This window comes from Pseudoalteromonas sp. NFXS39, assembly GCF_040148775.1.
In the GTDB taxonomy this organism is placed as follows: domain Bacteria; phylum Pseudomonadota; class Gammaproteobacteria; order Enterobacterales; family Alteromonadaceae; genus Pseudoalteromonas; species Pseudoalteromonas apostichopi.
In genome coordinates, this window is sequence record NZ_JAGDEC010000006.1 from 180,754 (window position 1) to 199,164 (window position 18,411).

20 protein-coding genes are annotated in these 18,411 nt (G+C 42.0%); 7 read left to right on the top strand and 13 right to left on the bottom strand.

All coding sequences use genetic code 11. From position 1 onward, the window contains the following. Positions 1 to 10 precede the first annotated feature (10 nt). Positions 11 to 1,087, top strand: a complete 1,077-nt coding sequence (locus J3455_RS12855) for an efflux RND transporter periplasmic adaptor subunit (protein ID WP_130052260.1) — start codon at positions 11 to 13, stop codon at positions 1,085 to 1,087. 131 nt (positions 1,088 to 1,218) lie between these two features. Here J3455_RS12855 and J3455_RS12860 read toward each other — a convergent pair whose 3' ends face one another. From J3455_RS12860 to pspA, 9 genes are all read right to left on the bottom strand, one after another. Beyond that, a complete protein-coding gene (locus J3455_RS12860) occupies positions 1,219 to 1,788 on the bottom strand; it encodes a hypothetical protein (RefSeq protein ID WP_297331126.1) in 570 nt (189 codons plus the stop codon). 120 nt (positions 1,789 to 1,908) lie between these two features. After that, a complete protein-coding gene (locus tag J3455_RS12865) occupies positions 1,909 to 2,253 on the bottom strand; it encodes a 4a-hydroxytetrahydrobiopterin dehydratase (protein ID WP_036969771.1) in 345 nt (114 codons plus the stop codon). A 9-nt stretch (positions 2,254 to 2,262) separates the two neighbouring features. Continuing rightward, entirely contained in the window at positions 2,263 to 3,060 is a 798-nt protein-coding gene (gene phhA, locus J3455_RS12870) for a phenylalanine 4-monooxygenase (RefSeq protein ID WP_054553132.1), read from the bottom strand. A 226-nt stretch (positions 3,061 to 3,286) separates the two neighbouring features. Continuing rightward, positions 3,287 to 4,468, bottom strand: a complete 1,182-nt coding sequence (gene megL, locus J3455_RS12875) for a methionine gamma-lyase (RefSeq protein ID WP_130051006.1) — start codon at positions 4,466 to 4,468, stop codon at positions 3,287 to 3,289. Positions 4,469 to 4,602: 134 nt separating this feature from the next. Further along, complete coding sequence (locus J3455_RS12880; RefSeq protein ID WP_349561873.1) at positions 4,603 to 5,637, bottom strand: TIGR01620 family protein; 1,035 nt, start codon at positions 5,635 to 5,637, stop codon at positions 4,603 to 4,605. Continuing rightward, positions 5,634 to 7,046, bottom strand: a complete 1,413-nt coding sequence (locus J3455_RS12885) for a YcjX family GTP-binding protein (RefSeq protein WP_349561874.1) — start codon at positions 7,044 to 7,046, stop codon at positions 5,634 to 5,636. Before J3455_RS12885 ends, J3455_RS12880 begins: the two co-directional genes overlap by 4 nt. 62 nt (positions 7,047 to 7,108) lie before the next feature. Next, entirely contained in the window at positions 7,109 to 7,510 is a 402-nt protein-coding gene (gene pspC / locus J3455_RS12890) for an envelope stress response membrane protein PspC (RefSeq protein ID WP_130051003.1), read from the bottom strand. After that, positions 7,507 to 7,740, bottom strand: coding sequence for an envelope stress response membrane protein PspB (gene pspB, locus J3455_RS12895; RefSeq protein ID WP_036969793.1), 234 nt, complete (start codon positions 7,738 to 7,740; stop codon positions 7,507 to 7,509). The genes pspC and pspB overlap by 4 nt, the downstream gene beginning before the upstream one ends. 57 nt (positions 7,741 to 7,797) lie before the next feature. Then, positions 7,798 to 8,460: a phage shock protein PspA gene (gene pspA, locus J3455_RS12900; protein WP_054553137.1), complete on the bottom strand. Its 663-nt coding sequence runs from the start codon at positions 8,458 to 8,460 to the stop codon at positions 7,798 to 7,800. Between the two features lie 188 nt (positions 8,461 to 8,648). On the opposite strand from pspA, the gene pspF reads away from it, so the two are divergent. From pspF to J3455_RS12930, 6 genes are read left to right on the top strand one after another with little or no spacing between them, the layout of a single operon-like run. After that, positions 8,649 to 9,722, top strand: a complete 1,074-nt coding sequence (gene pspF, locus J3455_RS12905; RefSeq protein WP_130051002.1) for a phage shock protein operon transcriptional activator — start codon at positions 8,649 to 8,651, stop codon at positions 9,720 to 9,722. A gap of 15 nt (positions 9,723 to 9,737) precedes the next feature. After that, positions 9,738 to 11,345 (top strand): ABC transporter substrate-binding protein, encoded by a 1,608-nt coding sequence (locus tag J3455_RS12910; RefSeq protein ID WP_130051001.1) that lies wholly within the window; start codon positions 9,738 to 9,740, stop codon positions 11,343 to 11,345. Then, positions 11,345 to 12,379: an ABC transporter permease gene (locus J3455_RS12915; protein WP_130051000.1), complete on the top strand. Its 1,035-nt coding sequence runs from the start codon at positions 11,345 to 11,347 to the stop codon at positions 12,377 to 12,379. Before J3455_RS12910 ends, J3455_RS12915 begins: the two co-directional genes overlap by 1 nt. Beyond that, positions 12,366 to 13,259 (top strand): ABC transporter permease subunit, encoded by an 894-nt coding sequence (locus tag J3455_RS12920; RefSeq protein ID WP_130050999.1) that lies wholly within the window; start codon positions 12,366 to 12,368, stop codon positions 13,257 to 13,259. Before J3455_RS12915 ends, J3455_RS12920 begins: the two co-directional genes overlap by 14 nt. A gap of 1 nt (position 13,260) precedes the next feature. Further along, on the top strand, positions 13,261 to 14,253 hold the full coding sequence (locus J3455_RS12925; protein WP_130050998.1) for a peptide ABC transporter ATP-binding protein: 993 nt from the start codon (positions 13,261 to 13,263) through the stop codon (positions 14,251 to 14,253). After that, complete coding sequence (locus J3455_RS12930; RefSeq protein ID WP_130050997.1) at positions 14,253 to 15,014, top strand: ATP-binding cassette domain-containing protein; 762 nt, start codon at positions 14,253 to 14,255, stop codon at positions 15,012 to 15,014. Before J3455_RS12925 ends, J3455_RS12930 begins: the two co-directional genes overlap by 1 nt. A gap of 92 nt (positions 15,015 to 15,106) precedes the next feature. On the opposite strand, the gene J3455_RS12935 is transcribed toward J3455_RS12930, so the two are convergent. The 4 genes from J3455_RS12935 to J3455_RS12950 all read right to left on the bottom strand — a co-directional run bounded on the left by J3455_RS12935 (position 15,107) and on the right by J3455_RS12950 (position 18,291). Next, entirely contained in the window at positions 15,107 to 15,448 is a 342-nt protein-coding gene (locus J3455_RS12935) for a cupin domain-containing protein (protein ID WP_130050996.1), read from the bottom strand. Beyond that, entirely contained in the window at positions 15,445 to 15,843 is a 399-nt protein-coding gene (locus tag J3455_RS12940; protein ID WP_130050995.1) for a GNAT family N-acetyltransferase, read from the bottom strand. Before J3455_RS12940 ends, J3455_RS12935 begins: the two co-directional genes overlap by 4 nt. A 97-nt stretch (positions 15,844 to 15,940) precedes the next feature. After that, the gene (ppiD, locus tag J3455_RS12945; protein WP_130050994.1) at positions 15,941 to 17,842 is read right to left on the bottom strand and encodes a peptidylprolyl isomerase; all 1,902 of its coding nucleotides are present in this window, start codon (positions 17,840 to 17,842) and stop codon (positions 15,941 to 15,943) included. 158 nt (positions 17,843 to 18,000) lie between these two features. Beyond that, the gene (locus J3455_RS12950) at positions 18,001 to 18,291 is read right to left on the bottom strand and encodes an HU family DNA-binding protein (protein WP_175580427.1); all 291 of its coding nucleotides are present in this window, start codon (positions 18,289 to 18,291) and stop codon (positions 18,001 to 18,003) included. Positions 18,292 to 18,411 lie beyond the last annotated feature (120 nt).

The following is an 18,411-nucleotide window of genomic DNA, read 5'->3' on the forward strand; positions in this document are numbered from 1 at the left end:
TATTAAAACAATGAACACACCTTTTCGTAAATTAACCGCTCGCTTTTGTGCGCTAATAAGCCTTATCGCATTTAATGCCTTTGCAGTCGTGCCGGTTACTGTAGAAACTGTCACACAAGCTCCACTGACAAGCGAAATTGAAGTCAGTGGCACTTTGTATGGCAAAGATGATGTAACCCTAACAGCAGGCGTTAGCGGTCGTTTATTATATGTTGTTGAGCCAGGTACTCTGGTTAAAAGTGGCGACACCCTAGTTCGTATGGACACCTTACCGCTTGAACTTGAAAAAGCACGCCAGCAAGAAATGCTCAATCGCGCCAAAATAAACCTACGCTTATATCAACAAGAGCTCGCTCGTTTACAAAAACTCGCCAAAGCCAGCAGTGCTGCAGCAAGCCAAGTCGATGATATGCAAAATAAGCATGACCTTGCGTTATCTGATATCGCACTGGCTAAGGTTGAATTAAAAGTAATAGACGATCAGCTTTCCCGTGCAACCGTTCGCGCCCCATTTGATGGCGTGATCAGCGAGCGTTTTAAACGCGCTGGCCGCGAAATAAATCGTGCTGATGAACTGGTCACCCTTCTCGATATTAATAACTTAGAAGTGCGTTTGTACGTGCCTGTTAAATACTTAAAGTTTTTACACAAAGGCATAGAGTTACCAATTCAAGCCGGCGACTTATCAGCCCCTGATATGACAACAGCTACCGTAACAGCGGTGATCCCATCAACCGATCCGCGTTCACAAACTGTAGAAGTACGCGCCCTACTACCAAGAGACGCCGAGCAAACATGGGCGATTGGCCAACTGGTTGATGTAGCCGTGCCACTAAAAAGCAAAGGGGATGTACTACTGGTGAATCGCGATGCGCTTATCTTACGCAAAAAAGGCACCCATATCGTCAAAATCGACAACGACAACAAAGCCCTGCAAGTTCCCGTAAAAGTAGGTAATGGTAAAGATAAACTTGTTGAAGTCACCCCGACTTCTAACATCGCTTTAAATGCGGGCGATAAAGTTGCAGTGCGCGGCGCTGAGCAACTACAAACCGGGCAAGAAGTCGAAGTTCAGGTAAAACAATAGCAAGTAAGCTATGTAAGAAATAGACTGCCAGCTTTATAGGATATTTTCAGAGCTGGCAGTTTCGACAATATAAATCCCAATACTGTTTTCTTTGAAAAAATACAGCTCATAACGCCAAACACCTTCCCGCTTTATTGCAAACAGCCATACCCTTTTAATGAAATTTCTTGAGTATTCGCGCCGCTTTGGTTTTTATGTTGAATGATCAAACGTGAATCTTGGCTAGTAAAAGTAAAGGTTCCGAGCCAAGGTAGCTGGGCAATTGGTTGCATATGGTAAAAACCATTGGCATCAAAGCATATAAATGAAAACTCATGATGTACCGGGGCAAATACGCCATAATCAGCGGTAAATACAGCAATGTTATCTTGCAGCATAAAGTGTTTCGCTTGCGTGCCCGCTACTAAATACCAAAAGCATATTGCAGTCATTATCACAACTTGTAAGCCGCCGAGTAAAAAGACTGAAAATTTAAGCATACGGGTCGATTTACTGGCTTCCATATAAAGGCGCTTTGCTTTTAATAATAACCAAAGCCCGATGGCAACCATAGTGAGCTTTACAATCATCAGCGCTACGCCTACTTGATACATCAGCTTAGGGCTATGCCATTGAATGCCAAATGTTTGCGGGATGAACAAACTATCAATTAAGGGCAGTAAAATGAGTAGGAATGGCAGAATAAGCGCTTTGTTTTTCATTATTTACTTTTCTAGTGTTCTCGCAAAGATAAGAGCCTAATGTTAATTCTTGGGCTCTAAAAAAGCAAAAAGGCGCAACCTGAGGTTACGCCTTTTATCGTTCTGGGCAGAACTTAAAATTTACAGTGCAGCGAATACATCGTCTGTTTTAGCAGCACAGATAAAATCATTTTTGTGTAACCCTTTGATAGAGTGGCTCCACCAAGTAACGGTTACTTTACCCCACTCGGTTAACAGACCTGGGTGGTGGCCTTCTTCTTCAGCCATATCGCCCACTTTATTAGTGAACTCAAGTGCTTGCTTGAAGTTTTTAAACTTGTAAACACGCTCTAATTGCATAATGCCGTCGCGCACTTCTGGAACCCAGTCTGGGATCATTTTGATCAATTCTGCTAATTCAGCATCAGATACTTTAGGCGCATCCGCACGACACGCTTCACACTTTTGTGTGCTTAATGAAGACATTATAAATCCTTAACTTGCTAATTTTTCTTTAGGAGGAAACTTTGGCTCATGTAGCCCTAATTCTTTTGCTTTACTCACCAGCGACATAATATCCATTTGTGAAATATCAAATAAGTCATTGATTGAGTTAATGGTGTAGTACACAGGCTGCATAATATCAATACGATAAGGTGTACGTAATACATCAAGCACGTTCATCGCATTGATTTCTGGCTTATCTGAGTACACATATTGTGTTTCACCTGGACTTGATAAAATACCACCACCATAAATACGCAGACCTTGTTCGGTTTGCATCAAACCAAACTCAACAGTAAACCAGTAAAGGCGTGCTAAATAAACACGATCTTTCTTTTCAGCGGCATAACCTAACTGACCATATTTGTGCGTAAACTCAGCAAATGCTGGGTTGGTAAGCATGGCACAATGACCAAAAATCTCGTGGAAGATATCTGGCTCTTGTAAGTAGTCAAACTCTTCACGGCTGCGAATAAAAGTCGCTACTGGGAACTGCTTGTTTGCTAATAATCGAAAGAACTCATCAAAATCGATCAGTGCCGGAACAGGCGCAACTTGCCAGCCCGTTGTTTCGAGTAGCACTTCGTTGAGTTCACTAAGTTGTGGAATACGATCTGTTGGTAAATTAATTTTCTTAAGACCTGCTAAATATTCATCACAGGCTTTACCTTCAATGCAAGCGAGTTGGCGAGCAACTAGCTCTGACCATATTTTATTTTCTTCTTCGCTCCAATGGATAACCCCATTTTCATCAGGTTGCTTGGAGGTGTAATTACTTGCTTTAGCCATAATAACCTTCTTCGTTAAATCTTGATCAGCATTGATCAGAATCTCATTAACTTGTTAAGTCGATACTATGTAAAAGTAAGCGAAATTTTAATAGTTAAGGCTGTTTCCGAGGTTTGCAGAAACAGCCTTAACGTAAACATTAAATTACAGCAAAGGATCCAAAAGTTTACACACCCCATATTCAAAGGGATTAAAGAAGGTATTGTCGTAAACTTATAATTACAACCTATCCGATGAATGTAAATGCAGTTTTAAGATCGTTAATAATATCGTTAACATCTTCTAGACCAACAGATAATCGAATTAGGCCATCACTGATCCCAGCAGCCGCTCTTTCTTCAGGTGTATAAGGCGAATGTGTCATCGATGCCGGGTGTTGAATAAGGGTTTCAGCATCCCCTAAACTAACCGCAAGCGTGCAAAGCTGGGTGTTATTTATAAATGTTTCGCCATCTTCGAGGCTGCCCTTAATTTCAAAGGCTATAACACCACCAGCAGCTTTCATCTGTGAGCCAATAAATTTGTGACCCGGGTGTGATTTAAGCCCCGGGTAATAAACTTGGCTTACTAGCGGGTGTTGCTCTAAATATTCAGCCACAACTTGAGCACTCGCGCAGTGGCGCTCCATGCGCACAGCTAGGGTTTTTAAACCACGATTAATTAACCATGCATCATGCGGGCTAATCGTTGCACCAATATCTTTTAGCACCGTCATTTTTATCAAATTGATATGCTCTTCTGTACCGCAAACTAGCCCTGCCACCACATCACCGTGGCCATTTAGGTATTTAGTTGCGCTATGTACCACAATATCAATGCCAAACGAGGTCGGTTGCTGTAGCAATGGAGTTAGGAATGTATTGTCGATAACGCTTATCAGTTGATGCTGCTTGGCAACATCGGCAATTAAACTTAGATCAAGCACCGCCATGGTCGGATTAATTGGTGTTTCTGCAAAAATCATTTTTGAGTTTGCTTTTACCGCCCCGCGAAGTTCAGCTTCGTTGGTCATATCAACAAAAGTGACTTCAATACCAAAGCGCGGCAGCATGTGAGCAAAAAATGCAAAGGTACAGCCGTATAACGCGCTTGATGCCACTAAGTGGTCACCTTGTTGTAAAAAGCTAAGTACAGACGCAGACACTGCTCCCATACCTGTAGCCGTTGCAGCAGCCGCTTCACAGTTTTCTAACTGAGCCACTTTCTGTTCTAGCTCTTGGGTTGTCGGATTACCTAAACGGGTATAAATAAAGCCCTGCTCTTCACCAGCAAATCGGGCTGCACCTTGGGCGGCATTAGCAAAAGAGAAGGTAGAGGTTTGGTAAAGTGGCGCACTCAGTGCGCCATGTGGGTCATTTGGTTTTTCTGGACCATGAATACATTGTGTATGTAAGTGATGCTTAGTCATTGTGTGTTCTCGTTTTTATTATCAGTACTTCATACTCATAAATAAAACGTAGATACCCAAGATGCACAAGCATGCCGGATGCTCAGATGGCTAAATATCACTCAGCAGTTTTTATTAACTGTACACAAAAGTTGTCATTTTGTATTTTCGGTCTCTTTATCGCTCGTGCGTGAGGCAATTTTACGGGCAATACTATTGGCAGTTTCTTTTAGCAAGCTACGCTTATGCTCTAAGCGAGGTAACGGGCGGCTAAGCTCCATTGCTTTATAACCTATACGCGCGGTAAAAATACCTGCACTTAGCCCTTGTGCTGCACGCCCCGACAATTTTCCCAATAATTCAGCGCTCAGTGCCGTTGCCGCTAAATCTGAGACTAACTCTGCACTACCAACAAACAGCACTTGTTTCACTAATAAACGATACAACTTAATACGGCTTGCGTAACCAAAACCAATACCGTAGATCCGGCCAATTTGTTCAATTAACTTAGTGCCTCGCCATAAAACTGCCATCATATCGACTAAAGCCAGCGGGCTTAGCGCAACCAATAAACCGGACTCAGTAGCAAAACGGTTAATCAGTTTTTTCGCTTGTTGATCTTGGCTCACCAATAAACTATCAGCGTATAATGTCATGATTTCTTTATCTGTATGATGACTTGCTATTTGCTGCTTAAACTCTTCAAACCCAGTCATTTCCTGATGTTTATTAAGCTTTTCAAGCCATGGTAGTGCTTCACCTACTTGCTCACTGTTAAGTAAGCGGTCAGCCTCGGTTCGATGCAATTGGTTGCGCTTTAAACTTCTCAACATGCGGTACTCGCGCCAAATAACACGGGCAATCAGTAGCACACCACTGAGAACAGCTGTTAAATAGACGGAACCTAAAATAATCGATTGTTGGAACGTCACAAATAATGACATTGCAAACTCAAGTAACACTAAAGCTAAAAAGCTAACAACAAACACCCCTTTTAAGGTTTGCCACTTTGACTTTTTATACACAGGCTCAAGTTCGATGCTATCTTGCAGTTCGTCCTCTGTGTCGATAAATTCTGCGTTTTCTATGACTTTTGCAACGGTTAACTCCTTTGTAGGAGCCTCATTGCTTGCTGAGCTTGAAATACGACGACCAGCCTGAAAATTCATCTCCTTAGGTTGCTCACTCATGTTAGTTTATCTCCTATCAGGTACTGCATGACATGATCTAAACGAATATGCTTTAACCGTTTATCAGGGCATGGCAGTGGCGAAAACGATAAGAACTCAAAGCCCTGTTTTGGCCACTCTTGTTTGTTGAGAAGGCGTGACGGTGGCTGCGGCGGTAAATATGTTAGCCATTCTTGCTCGCCTAAAGGCTTGCCATAAATACAAGCTAACTGCTGGCCTTTTTCAGCCACTTGGCGCGGCTCTGTTGCGCAGATAGATGACATTGCCATGGTTTCGATTTGCACACCTTCGAACTTTAAGTGATTCGTTTGGTCATGCACGATTGAATCAAGCAACAGTGCTAAATCTTTGTGATACTGAGCACTAATATGATCTGACTTATTGGCCGCAAACAGTAGCTTGTCGATGTTTGGTTTAAACAAACGTTTAAAGAAGCTTGCTTCACCATAATTAAAGTGCGCCAGTAATTGGTTAATAACACGGCTTTGCTCATGCAGCGTTTCGCTACCTTCATTCAAGGCACTGAGCACATCCACCAGCACAATTTGTCGGTCAAAATGACGAAAATGCTGCTCGTAAAAAGGTTTTACAACCTCTTTTACATAGGCTTTATAGCGCTTTTTAAGATGCGCTAAATTTGACCCCTCGGTTATATCGTCAGGCACACTCGCAACCGGGAAGAACTGCAGTAACGGTGCTCCTTTTAGCTCACCGGGCATTAGCATGCGCCCAGGTTGTAGCATAGCAAGTTTGGTATCTTGTTTAAGGCTGACCAATAACTGCTGGTAAAGCGCAGCGACATCAGCAAGCTTGCTCTCATCAACGCTGGCTGATAAATCAAGTTCAGCGAGGGCTGCTAAAAATGGCTTAGCCTTTTCGTTACGCGCTGTTTGCTGCAACAGTGAATATTGTAATTCACACCAATCAGCAAAGGATTGCTCTAGCATTGGCAAATCAAGTAACCACTCACCTGGATAATCAATAATATCTAAATAAAGTGTTGATTGCGGAGCAAAGTGACCACGCAGCCCCGAGTTACTTTGGTATTTAATTGCCAAACGTAAAGTATTTATACGCTCAGTGGATGCAGGCCATGCAGGCTCACCTTCAGCAGGTAATAACGCTGACAATGCATTGGTATATTCAAATGTAGGAATTGTCAGTGCTTGCTGCGGCACTATTTTTGTAGCGATATGGCGTTTTTCACGCATCACATTAAAAAAAGGTAAGTTTTTATCGTCAGCTTGGCTGGTTAAGTGTTTAACCAAGGCGGTAATAAACGCGGTTTTACCGCTGCCACTTAACCCTGTGACGGCTAACTTCACGTGTTGATCTAAACTACGATGAAGGGCTTTTTCCGCTTTATTTTTTAACGAATTAAAGGTGTTTTTTGCAAATGATTGGCTCATAAAGTGTCTAGCACCTTATTTGCGCTTGGTATCAGGATGCAAACAAGGTGCGTATATGTCCTTTAAAGTTTGTTGATTTCACGGCTAACCGTAAATTCTGTTGATGTGACATAGCGTTCCATCTCTTGTAAACGGCCATCAACTCGAGCAAGACGATCTTTTAAGTCTTGCAATGCACGGCGAGGTGGTTCCCCTTTTTGCCATACTTTAAACTTTACTTCAAGCGGGTCTTGATGGATGCTGTCTGTGCTTTTCTCTGTTTTTTCTACTGGTTTTTTATCTAAAATAAACCAAGCAGCAATGTAAGCAACAACAATAAATGGACCACCTGATAATAGCACTGCTGTCACGACTAAAATACGTACCAGCCAAAGCTCCATGTTAAAGTAGTCGCTGATACCTGCGCACACGCCAGCTATTTTACCGCGCTCTGCGTCTCTAAATAATTCGCGTTTGGTACTCATACTTTACGTCTCCACTGCGGAGCCTCTTGATCTAGTAAGGCTTCTAATGTTTCAACACGCTCTGCCATTTTATCTGCTTTTTGTGCAAGCTCTAACAGCTGGCGATGTTCGTGTTCACTTAAACCTTGGCTCACTTGCTTTTTACTACGGTAATGTAAAATTAGCCAAAGTGGGGCAACAACCACCATAAAAACAATAATGGGTGCCATCAAAACTTCTGCGTCGAACATGGTACTCTCCTGTCAATCCGTTATGTGTTTAAGCATTGGGGGACATGCCCCCATTTATTATTTTTTATCTGCTAGTTTTTTCTTAAGCTCAGCTAGCTCATCATCAATCTTTTCGTCTTGCTGAAGACCAGCAATTTCGTCAGCTAATGATTTTTTACCAAGATCATAAGACTCTATTTGTGATTCTAGACCATCGATCTTAGTTTCGTAACGTTCGAAGCGGTTTAAAGCGTCTTCAACTTTAGAACTGTCGAGTGCTTTTTTAACTTCAAGACGCGATTCAGCAGAACGCTGACGTAAGATGATTGCTTTTTGACGCGCTTTTGCATCAGCTAGCTTCTCTTGTAGCGTGCTTACTTCTTGCTGTAGCTTCTCGATATGAGATTCTACATGTTCAAGCTCAGTTTCAACTGCAGCTACTGCGTCTGCTGACTTTTGCTTTTCAATCAGTGCTGCGCGTGCTAAATCATCACGGTCTTTACTTAGTGCTAATTCAGCTTTTTCTTGCCAGTCTGCAACTTGAACTTTCAAAGTTTCAACGCGACGTACTAGCTCTTTTTTCTCAGCAAGTGTTTTTGCTGATGTAGAGCGAACTTCTACTAATGTATCTTCCATCTCTTGGATGATCAGGCGAACCATTTTTTCTGGATCTTCTGCTTTATCTAAGATGGCATTGATATTAGAATTAACGATGTCTGCAAAACGTGAAAAAATTCCCATAACATTTACCTCTTTGGTGTTTTAACTTAATCAGTTGGTATATCTAGTATCAATATGCTTGCCAACTTTTATAAAGCTAGAATAACCCAATATATTCAAACAGTTAAACTAAATTTATAAATTTCTTTAGTTCTCGAAGATAATGAAATACACTAGATCTTAGTAAAAATGACTAAGAGTTAGGGAATATGAGCCAATTTCGCCAACAGGATAATTTACTCGGCCAATCTGACAGTTTCTTAAGTGTACTTGATCAAGTGTCACAACTAGCAAGTTTGGAAAAGCCTGTACTGATTATTGGTGAGCGCGGTACGGGTAAAGAGCTCATTGCTGCGCGTTTGCACTTTTTATCTAAGCGTTGGGAACAAAACTATATAAAGCTTAACTGCGCAGCGCTTAATGAAAATCTACTTGAAAGTGAATTATTTGGCCATGAAAGTGGCGCGTTCACTGGTGCTAGCAAACGCCATGAAGGCCGCTTTGAGCGTGCTAACGGCGGTACTCTATTCCTTGACGAATTAGCCAATACCTCAGCCATGGTGCAAGAAAAGCTACTACGCGTTATTGAATACGGCGAATTTGAACGTGTCGGTGGTAAGCAAACCGTTAAAGTCGATACCCGCCTCGTTTGTGCAACCAATGAAGATTTACCGACGCTTGCTGAGCAAGGCGAATTTAGAAGCGACTTACTCGACCGTCTCGCCTTTGATGTTATTACCCTGCCCCCGCTGCGTGAACGCCAAGAAGATATCATGTTACTAGCAGAACAATTTGCAATTAACATGGCTCGCGATCTTGAGTGGGAGCTATTTAGTGGCTTTACGCGTAGCGCCATCGAAACCCTTCAGTCTTATGAATGGCCTGGTAATATCCGTGAATTAAAAAATGTGGTTGAACGTAGTTTATATCGCCATGGCAACGAACATATTCCCGTTCACCAGATTGTTTTAGACCCTTTTGCGAGTAAGTATAGACCTAAACAGCGCGTTAAAGCGGCAGTGAGCAGTGTCCCAGTTGCAAGTGTAGAAGCTGCGCCTATTACAACAACACAAAATCAAGAGGCGGTGACACTGAGTAAGCCTGAAATTCAATTTCCTTGCAATTTAAAGCAACTGTCTAATGACTTTGAAATTGATGTGATTAAAAAAGCGCTTGAACATAGTCAATTTAACCAAAAGAAAACTGCAGAACACTTAGAATTAACGTATCATCAATTACGTGGCTATTTGAAAAAATACAATTTATTAGATCAGCAGCAATAGTTAGAGGCTAATCAGGTGTTTAAACCGTTACTTGCTTTGTCTTTGGTGTGCTTAGTAGGCTGCCTAGATAGCGAAGAAAAAACCACAGAACAAAAAAACCAGGGCTTGGTCTATTGCGCTGAAGCAAACCCTGTGTCGTTTAATCCTCAAGTGACGACGACTGGTTCAACTATCGATATTATCGCTAACCAGCTTTATGACCGACTACTGAGTATTGATCCGGTGTCTGCTGAATTTCAGGCAGAATTAGCAACCGATTGGAAAATTAGCCCAGACGGCAAAGCAATCACCTTTACCCTACGTAAAGGAGTTAAATTTCATACCACTAAATACTTCACCCCAAGTCGTGATTTTAACGCAGATGATGTAATTTTTACCTTTAGCCGCTTATTCGACGTCTACAACCCCTATCACTTTGTTGGCGAAGCCAGCTACCCATATTTTCAAAGTGTTGGTATTGACCAGCTCATTCGTCGCATTGTTCGTGTTTCTGATTACCAAGTACGGTTTGAGCTTTATAATGCTGAAAGCAGCTTTTTAGCAAACCTTGCAACAGACTTTGCTGTGGTGTTATCTGAAGAATACGCCATGCAACTTAAAGCGCGAAATCAAGAAAACTTATTTGACCAATACCCTGTGGGTACTGGCCCTTATGTATATAAAGAGTATCGTCGCGATCGTTTAATTCGCTATTACCGTAACCCTGACTACTGGAAACACCCTGTAGTACTTGAGCAACTGGTGTATGACATTACGCCAAACGGGACAACCCGGGTTGCCAAGATGCTCACTAAAGAGTGTGATGTTACTGCGCACCCAAGCAGTGCGCAGCTTAGTATTTTATCGCAACGTGAAGACATTAAAGTTCAAAAAGAACAAAACTTAAACATTGGTTATTGGGCCTTTAACACTGAGCGCCCGCCTTTTGATGATGTACGTGTACGCCAAGCACTCGCAAGCGCCATTGATATCGATAAAATCATGCAAGCGGTATATTACGGTAACGGTATTAAGGCTCAGTCTTTACTTCCTCCAGCTTCTTGGGCTTTTGAAGCACAAAAGGCTATGCCTGAATTTAACCCTGCCCTTGCCAAAACATTGCTCGCTGAAGCTGGCTACAAAAATGGCTTTGATATGAACATTTGGGCCATGCCCGTAAGTCGTATTTATAACCCTAATGCCCGAAAAATGGCTGAGCTGATGCAAAGCGATTTACGCAAAATTGGTGTGAACGTTAATATCGTCGAATACGAGTGGAATACCTTTTTACAACGGGTTGGCGAGCATCGCCACGATAGCGTATTGTTAGGTTGGGCTGCCGATACGCCGGATCCTGATAACTTTATGAGTCCATTATTAAGCTGTACTGCTACCTTTAGTGGTAAAAATCCGTCTAATTGGTGTAACCCTGAATTTGATTTGTTACTCACACAAGCTCTCGACACAACCGATCTTGAAAAACGTAAAGAATATTATAATCAGGCACAGCGGATTATAGTACAAGAGCTCCCTATCTTACCTATTGCCCATGGCATGCGCTTTCAGGCAGCAAGTAGTGATGTAAAAGGCATCAGTTTGAGCCCTTTCGGTGGTATTTCATTAGCTAACGCGAGGAAAGAATAATGATCCTAGATTATATTCTTCGCCGCCTGGCGCTCTTAATGTTTATGATGTTAACTCTGAGCATCTTTACATTCTCATTAAGCTTTTTGTTTCCTGGTGATGCGCTTACTAACTTAAGCGGTATTACCAATAGTACCTTTTCGCAAACCAGTGCACTTGAAGAAAGATTTCATTTTACCGAAAACTACATAGTGCAATATTTTGCCTTTTTAGAGCGCATTATTCAGGGTGATTGGGGGGTCTCTTTTGCATCTGGCGAGAGTGTATTTCAGCATATTAAAGACTTGTTTCCTGCAACGCTCGAATTAAGCCTTTATGCGTTGTTTGTCTCTGTTGCTGTTGGCGTACCAGGGGGTATCTTAGCTTCAGCTTACTACAAACGTTGGCCAGACAAATTTATTAACTCAGGCACACTTATCGGCTACTCAATGCCGGTTTTTTGGCTAGCTCTTTTGTTAATTATGGTTTTTTCACTGCAACTAGGCTGGTTTCCTATGTCGGGTCGTATGGGCCTACTTTACGAGATTGAGCCTGTTACTGGCTTTATTTTAATTGATATAATGCTAGGTAACTTTCCATATGATGGTATGGCGTTTTTAGATGCTTTACACCATTTAACCCTGCCAACTATAGTGCTTGCTATGTATCCAACCACTGTTCTAGTGCGCTTTACCCGAGACTCAATGTTGAAAGTACTCGATCAAAGCTATATTAAAACGGCGCGGGCAAAGGGCTTAAACCGTGCACAGCTGATTATTCATCACGCACTACGTAATGCGCTGCTACCGGTTATTAAACAAATCGGTTTACAGTTTAGTACCTTGATCACCCTTGCGATGATCACCGAGGTTATTTTCTCGTGGCCAGGCATTGGTCGTTGGCTTATCGATAGTATTTATCAACGCGACTACCCAGCTATTCAAGGCGGCTTACTCGCTGTATCTATGTTTGTCATTTTAGCTACAATTATTGCTGAGCTCACTTACACCTTATTCGACCCACTATCGCGGAACCAAGCTCATGGCAAAGTTTAATTTATTCTCTGAAGAGTCGAATAAATCGCCACTAGCGCGATTTTGGAAAAAGTTTAAGACTAATCACCCAGCCCTTGTTGGCTTATGGTTGTTTATCGCTTTAGTATTACTGGCAGTATCTGCACCACTGCTTGCACCCTATGGTGTAAATCAACAACACAGCGATGCTTTATTGTTACCGCCATCTTGGCATGACGCTGGTGATGTGCGCTTTTTATTAGGCACCGACGATTTAGGTCGTGATGTGTTATCGCGTTTAATGAATGGTGCAACTTATACTTTTGGTTTGTCGGTCGTGGCAGCTTTAATAACCACCGTGATTGGGGTATTAGTGGGTACTTTTGCTGGTATTAGCCACGGTATTCGCTCAAGTTTTTTAAATCACTTACTCGATATTACGTTATCTATTCCATCGCTGTTACTGGCAATTATTATTATCGCGATTCTTGGCCCGGGCTTAATGAATACAGTATGGGCGATTATTTTAGCTTTATTGCCACAGTTTATTCACTCGGTACGTAACTTAATTGTTGAAGAGCTTAATAAGGATTACATCACAGCATTCAAACTTGATGGCGCATCCAACTGGCATATTCTCGCCCGTGGTATCTTTCCAAATATTTACGAGCATATTGTGGTTATTTTTACCATGGCGCTTTCTACCGCTATTTTGGATATCTCGGCACTTGGCTTTTTAAAACTTGGCGCCCAGCCCCCAACCACAGAATGGGGCGCTATTTTGGCTGAAAATCTCGGTTTAATTTACCTTGCCCCTTGGACTGTTGGCTTACCGGGCGTATTATTATTTTTAGCAGTACTGTCTACCAATTTAGTAGGTGACGGTTTACGCCAAGTGCTTAAAGAACGTAAGGCCGACTAATATGCAATTACTCGATATTCGCAATCTCACGATAGAGTTGCGCACCTCAGAAACCGTAATTCGTGCGGTTGATAGGGTCAGCATGACCTTAAAAGAAGGTGAAGTGCATGCTTTGGTTGGCGAGTCTGGCTCTGGTAAAAGCTTAATTGCAAAAGCCATTGTTGGGGTTTTGAACAAACGCTGGCATATCACCGCAGATCGCATGCACTGGCGTGGTGTTGATTTGATGCGCTTATCTAACGAGCAGCGCCGTAAACTGGTGGGTCAAGACATTGCTATGATCTACCAAGACCCAAGCCGCTGCCTAGACCCTACTGCAAAAATATTTGATCAAATTGCCGAAACCCTACCCGCTGAGGCCATCAGCGGCTTTTTCTTAAAGCGTAATAAACAGCGTAAAGATAGAGTAAAAGCGTTAATTCATAAAGTGGGTATTAAAGATCATAAAAAAGTGCTCGACAGCTACCCCCATGAACTCTCTGAAGGTATATGTCAAAAAGTGATGATTGCGATGGCAATTGCCCGTACTCCTAAGCTATTAATTGCCGATGAGCCAACAACTGCACTTGAAAGTACCACTCGCGCACAAGTATTTAGGCTATTAAAAAGCTTGAATCAGCTAAAGAATATGTCAATTTTAATGATCTCTCACGAGCTTGAAGAAATCATCGACTGGTCTCATGGCATGCATGTACTTTATTGCGGACAAATGGTTGAAGCAGGTCCAACTAATCGTATCTTTAGTCAGCCATACCATCCATATACTCAAGCACTTTTGAAAAGTTTGCCTGACTATGAGCAAGGTCTAGCACACAAAGAACCGTTTTATGCATTAAAAGGCACCATTCCAACCTTACAGCATTTACCAATAGGTTGCCGATTAGGCCCACGATGCCCGCAAGCGCAAAAAGAATGTGTGGTTACACCTAAGTTAACCAAGCATCATAGCCATAGTTATGCCTGTCATTTCCCATTGATTAAGGCGATGAAATAATGCAACCACTGCTCAAAGTTCAAGCGTTATCAAAGAGTTTCAACCTACGTGCTGGCTTATTTTCACGTAAGCGCTTCTCTGTTTTAAAAGATATTTCGTTTTGTTTAGGTCAAGGCGAAACCATTGCGATTATCGGGGAAACAGGCTCAGGCAAAAGTACCTTAGCTAAATTGCTCTCTGGAGCCGATAACGCCGATAAAGGACAAATTCTACTCGATGGTAATATCATCGAAAATGATGGCTTACGTGATAATGACTGTCGCCACATCCGTATGATATTCCAAGATTCTGAGGCGTCGTTGAATCCGGGTTTAACCATTGGTGACATGCTTAACGACTGCTTACAGTACAACACTGACTTAAACAAAGAAGAGCGTGAAGATAAAATAAAGCAAACCCTCGCAAAAGTTGGATTGCTATTAGATCATCAATACTATTACCCGCATATGTTTAGTAGTGGCCAATTGCAACGTATAGCGCTTGCAAGAGCTTTAATTTTAGATCCTAAAGTGGTAGTGCTCGATGAAGCATTATCGTCTCTAGACCCATCTGTGCGCGCACAAACGGTAAACTTATTACTGCGTCTACAAAAAGATACCGGGCTTAGCTATGTGCTAATTACTCATCATCTAAGTCTGGTGCGCCACATAAGCGACCAACTCGTAGTACTTGATCACGGTGAGATTGTTGAATACGGCCAAACCGAAGCGATTTTTCAAAACCCGCAATCAAGCGTAACGCAGAAATTGTTGAATTGCTGACAGTGAGCTGTCAGTTTGATTCGGCGTTAAAAACGCCTCCTACGCGAGCATGTTAATATCTCTATTAACTCTACTCTTTTACCTTACAGCTTTTACACTTCTTCTCTGTCACCATGACTTGGTGGTGTAGATGTAACGATAAAATGCAGTGGTTCAGTACCTTGATTACTTAGCTGATGAACTTGTCCAGCACTTACATGCAAACCTTGTTGTGCAGTGAGTTTGTGTATTTGGCCATCAAGTTCAATGGTGGCACAGCCACTAAGTACGAAGAAAAATTGTTCGGCATGCTTATGATAGTGTTTTACTTCAGCCTCACCTACTGGGACATGCTCTTGAATAACACTCAGCGCATTAGACTTTACCAAATGCCAACCGTCGCAATTGTTACCCCACGTATAATGATCTGCGCTTTGTTTGTCTATGATACTCAAAACTTTTTATACATCCCTTGGCTTTGTGGTGCGACAAACTTGTAGCCAAGCTTTTCATAAAAGCCTGGTTTGTCAGCCACCATAGTGACATAACTACCTTCAAAGGCGGCAGATTCAATGTAACGGTCAATATGTTCCATAATGACACGTCCTAACCCTTGGCCTTGATATTCTGGTGCGACTGCAATATCAACCACTTCAAAATTACAGCCACCATCACCAATTACACGGCCCATGCCAATCAACTCATCGTTTTTACGAATACAAATAGCATAAAGAGAGTTTGGCAATCCCGCCTTTGCAGCCGCTAATGAACGTGCTGATAAGCCAGCTTTAAGGCGCATATCACAGTATTCTTCAGCGCTTGGTAGCTGCTCTATTTGACTGTACTCCATAAATGCTCCTTTTGATACCAATTCACGAGTTGAAATGACCTACAAAGGTAACAAAAAAGGCGCCAGTAGGCGCCTTTTATTTAACTCATTTTGCTAACTATTCAGCAGCTTGAGTCGCTTGTGGTACTTGCACTTCAGCTTGTGCTTTTAGTGCTGCAATAAATACCATGTAGTTTTTATTCACTTGAGCCATCGTGATGTTTTGCTTTTGTTGCTCGTTAATTTCAACGTCAGCCGCTGGATTAACTGCTTTTAGCGCAACAATTGCCGCATCGCCATTGTTTAGGTCAACAACTTCAACCTCTGGTGCACCTTGTGGGTGAGCCATTTTGAAAGCTTGTTGAACAATCGCTGGTGACACAGTGTAAGCTTGACGACCCAGAGCAGCTTCTTGGCGTACTGTTAAGCCTTCAGCTTGTGCAACCTCGTTTAAGCTCTTACCTGCTTCAATATCAGCGTAAAGTGTGCGCGCTTTTTCTTTAGCAAGCTCAGATGCTTTTTGTGCAACCAAAGTCGATTTAATTTGCTCAGATACATCTGCTAGAGCTTTCGTTGTCGCTGCTTTGTGATCATTTACACGAACAACAACAGCATGCTCATCACCTACTTCAATTACTTCTGAGTTCATGCGATCTTCTAGCACCTCAGGTGAGAAAATAGCAGCCACAACTTGTGGGTTGTTAAGCGGCTCAGGTAACGCATTACGAGTTACTAGTTCTGTTTTCTGTACTTCAACGCCTGCAGCTTCTGCTGCATCAATTAAGGTATCTGAAATCTCGAACGCTAGCTCACCCATTTGAGTTTGCTTTTCATAAAACGCATTAATTTTCTTAGTACGCTCAAGTTCAGCACGAAGCTCATCTTTAACGTCAGCATATGGTTTAACTTGCTGCGTTTGAATATCAGTAAGCTTGATAATGTGATAACCAAACTCAGATTCTACAACGTCAGAAATATCACCTTTGTTTTCAAGTGCATAAGTTGCATCTTCAAACGCAGGGTCCATCATGTCACGTTCAATCCAATCAAGGTCACCGCCCATTTCAGCACTAACTACGTCATCAGAAGATGTCTCAGCTAGCTCAGCAAAATCAGCGCCGTTTTGTAGCTGCGCTAGTAGCTCTTCAGCTTTCGCTTTTGCGGCATCATCGTCTTCACTGTTATCAATTAAGATATGTGATACACGACGTTTTTCAGGCTCAACATATTGTGCGCTGTTTTGGTCGTAGTAAGCTTTGATGTCTTCTTCTGAAACACTTGAATCAAGTGTTAAGGTGGCAGCATTTAAATCGATATAGCTTACAGATACTTGCTCTGGCGCTAAGAATTGCGGTTGATTTAATTCATAGTAATCAGCAATTTCTTGCTCTGTTACTGCAATGCCTTCTTGTAATGATTCTTTTGTCACAACAAGATAGTCGATGCTACGTGTTTGCTGTTGTAGAGCTACGCTATTGTTTAATTCGTTTTCTAAGATGAAATCAGTACCAGCAACCGCACCAACTAATTGGCTACGTGTCATGTCTTCGCGTAAATATTCACGGAAAGCATCTGGTTGGAAATTCATTTGACGAATAACTTGTAAGTAGCGGTCGTTGCTGAACTGGCCGCCTACTTGGAAGTAAGGCATTTCTAAAATTGCTTTACGAACACTTTCATCACTTACACGAAGACCTAATTCTGCCGCTAGTTGAGTTTGCAATTCTTGTTGTACTAAACGGTCGATTACACCTTGGCGAATTTGTGCCATGTAATTTGGATCAGCAGCGATCTGTGCGAAGTATTCACCAAATTGTTGTTCTAAACGGTTACGTTCGTTTTGATATGCACGGCTGAATTCGGTTTGGCTAATTTTAACTCCATTTACTTCTGCAACGGGTTGCTCTGTGGTTTGTCCTAAATAACCACCGATCCCAGCTAAAGCAAAAGATAAAATCACCGCGCCTAAAATAATTTTGGCTGCAGGTCCCTGCGAACCTTCTCTGATTTTCTCAAGCATTTATCTATCTCTATTCTGATCAGGTACAAATTAACCCTGCTCATGTAAAAAAAGCGTATCTTACCAGATACGCTTTTTCACTTGAAGTAACTGGTGATAAGTTACCTAAATTCAATTTAAGTGCGATTAGGTATCTCTCACCAACTAATCTTTAATGATTAGTTTACTGCGTCTTTCAGCGCTTTACCTGCTTTGAAAGAAGGAATGTTTGCTGCAGCAATCTGGATAGTCTCACCAGTTTGCGGGTTGCGACCTGAACGCGCTGCACGCTCACGTACAGAGAAAGTACCAAAGCCAACTAGCGCTACAGAATCGCCATCTTTTAGAGCGCCTGAAACAGCCTCGATGAATGAATCTAGTGCACGACCTGCAGCCGCTTTAGAAATGTCAGCGTCAGCTGCGATTTGATCGATTAATTGAGATTTATTCACAATATCATCCTCTTTCATTGTTATTATCAAGAGCGATTGTTTTTATTAAAAAATAACATCACTGTTTTGAAAATTGATGAGCAAATTAAGTTTATGCTCAGTTTATTATATTTTTCTCAACCCTAGGCCACATAAGGC

Excerpts from the sequence above, each read along its gene's own strand:
- J3455_RS12915 (WP_130051000.1), top strand. The coding sequence starts at position 11,345 with ATGATCCTAGATTATATTCTTCGCCGCCTGGCGCTCTTAATGTTTATG.
- pspF (WP_130051002.1), top strand. The coding sequence starts at position 8,649 with ATGAGCCAATTTCGCCAACAGGATAATTTACTCGGCCAATCTGACAGT.
- pspB (WP_036969793.1), bottom strand. The coding sequence starts at position 7,740 with ATGTTCGACGCAGAAGTTTTGATGGCACCCATTATTGTTTTTATGGTG.
- J3455_RS12940 (WP_130050995.1), bottom strand. The coding sequence starts at position 15,843 with ATGGAGTACAGTCAAATAGAGCAGCTACCAAGCGCTGAAGAATACTGT.
- J3455_RS12865 (WP_036969771.1), bottom strand. The coding sequence starts at position 2,253 with ATGTCTTCATTAAGCACACAAAAGTGTGAAGCGTGTCGTGCGGATGCG.
- J3455_RS12860 (WP_297331126.1), bottom strand. The coding sequence starts at position 1,788 with ATGAAAAACAAAGCGCTTATTCTGCCATTCCTACTCATTTTACTGCCC.
- J3455_RS12855 (WP_130052260.1), top strand. The coding sequence starts at position 11 with ATGAACACACCTTTTCGTAAATTAACCGCTCGCTTTTGTGCGCTAATA.
- J3455_RS12950 (WP_175580427.1), bottom strand. The coding sequence starts at position 18,291 with ATGAAAGAGGATGATATTGTGAATAAATCTCAATTAATCGATCAAATC.
- J3455_RS12885 (WP_349561874.1), bottom strand. The coding sequence starts at position 7,046 with ATGAGCCAATCATTTGCAAAAAACACCTTTAATTCGTTAAAAAATAAA.
- J3455_RS12930 (WP_130050997.1), top strand. The coding sequence starts at position 14,253 with ATGCAACCACTGCTCAAAGTTCAAGCGTTATCAAAGAGTTTCAACCTA.
- pspA (WP_054553137.1), bottom strand. The coding sequence starts at position 8,460 with ATGGGAATTTTTTCACGTTTTGCAGACATCGTTAATTCTAATATCAAT.
- J3455_RS12925 (WP_130050998.1), top strand. The coding sequence starts at position 13,261 with ATGCAATTACTCGATATTCGCAATCTCACGATAGAGTTGCGCACCTCA.
- megL (WP_130051006.1), bottom strand. The coding sequence starts at position 4,468 with ATGACTAAGCATCACTTACATACACAATGTATTCATGGTCCAGAAAAA.
- pspC (WP_130051003.1), bottom strand. The coding sequence starts at position 7,510 with ATGAGTACCAAACGCGAATTATTTAGAGACGCAGAGCGCGGTAAAATA.
- phhA (WP_054553132.1), bottom strand. The coding sequence starts at position 3,060 with ATGGCTAAAGCAAGTAATTACACCTCCAAGCAACCTGATGAAAATGGG.
- ppiD (WP_130050994.1), bottom strand. The coding sequence starts at position 17,842 with ATGCTTGAGAAAATCAGAGAAGGTTCGCAGGGACCTGCAGCCAAAATT.
- J3455_RS12880 (WP_349561873.1), bottom strand. The coding sequence starts at position 5,637 with ATGAGTGAGCAACCTAAGGAGATGAATTTTCAGGCTGGTCGTCGTATT.
- J3455_RS12920 (WP_130050999.1), top strand. The coding sequence starts at position 12,366 with ATGGCAAAGTTTAATTTATTCTCTGAAGAGTCGAATAAATCGCCACTA.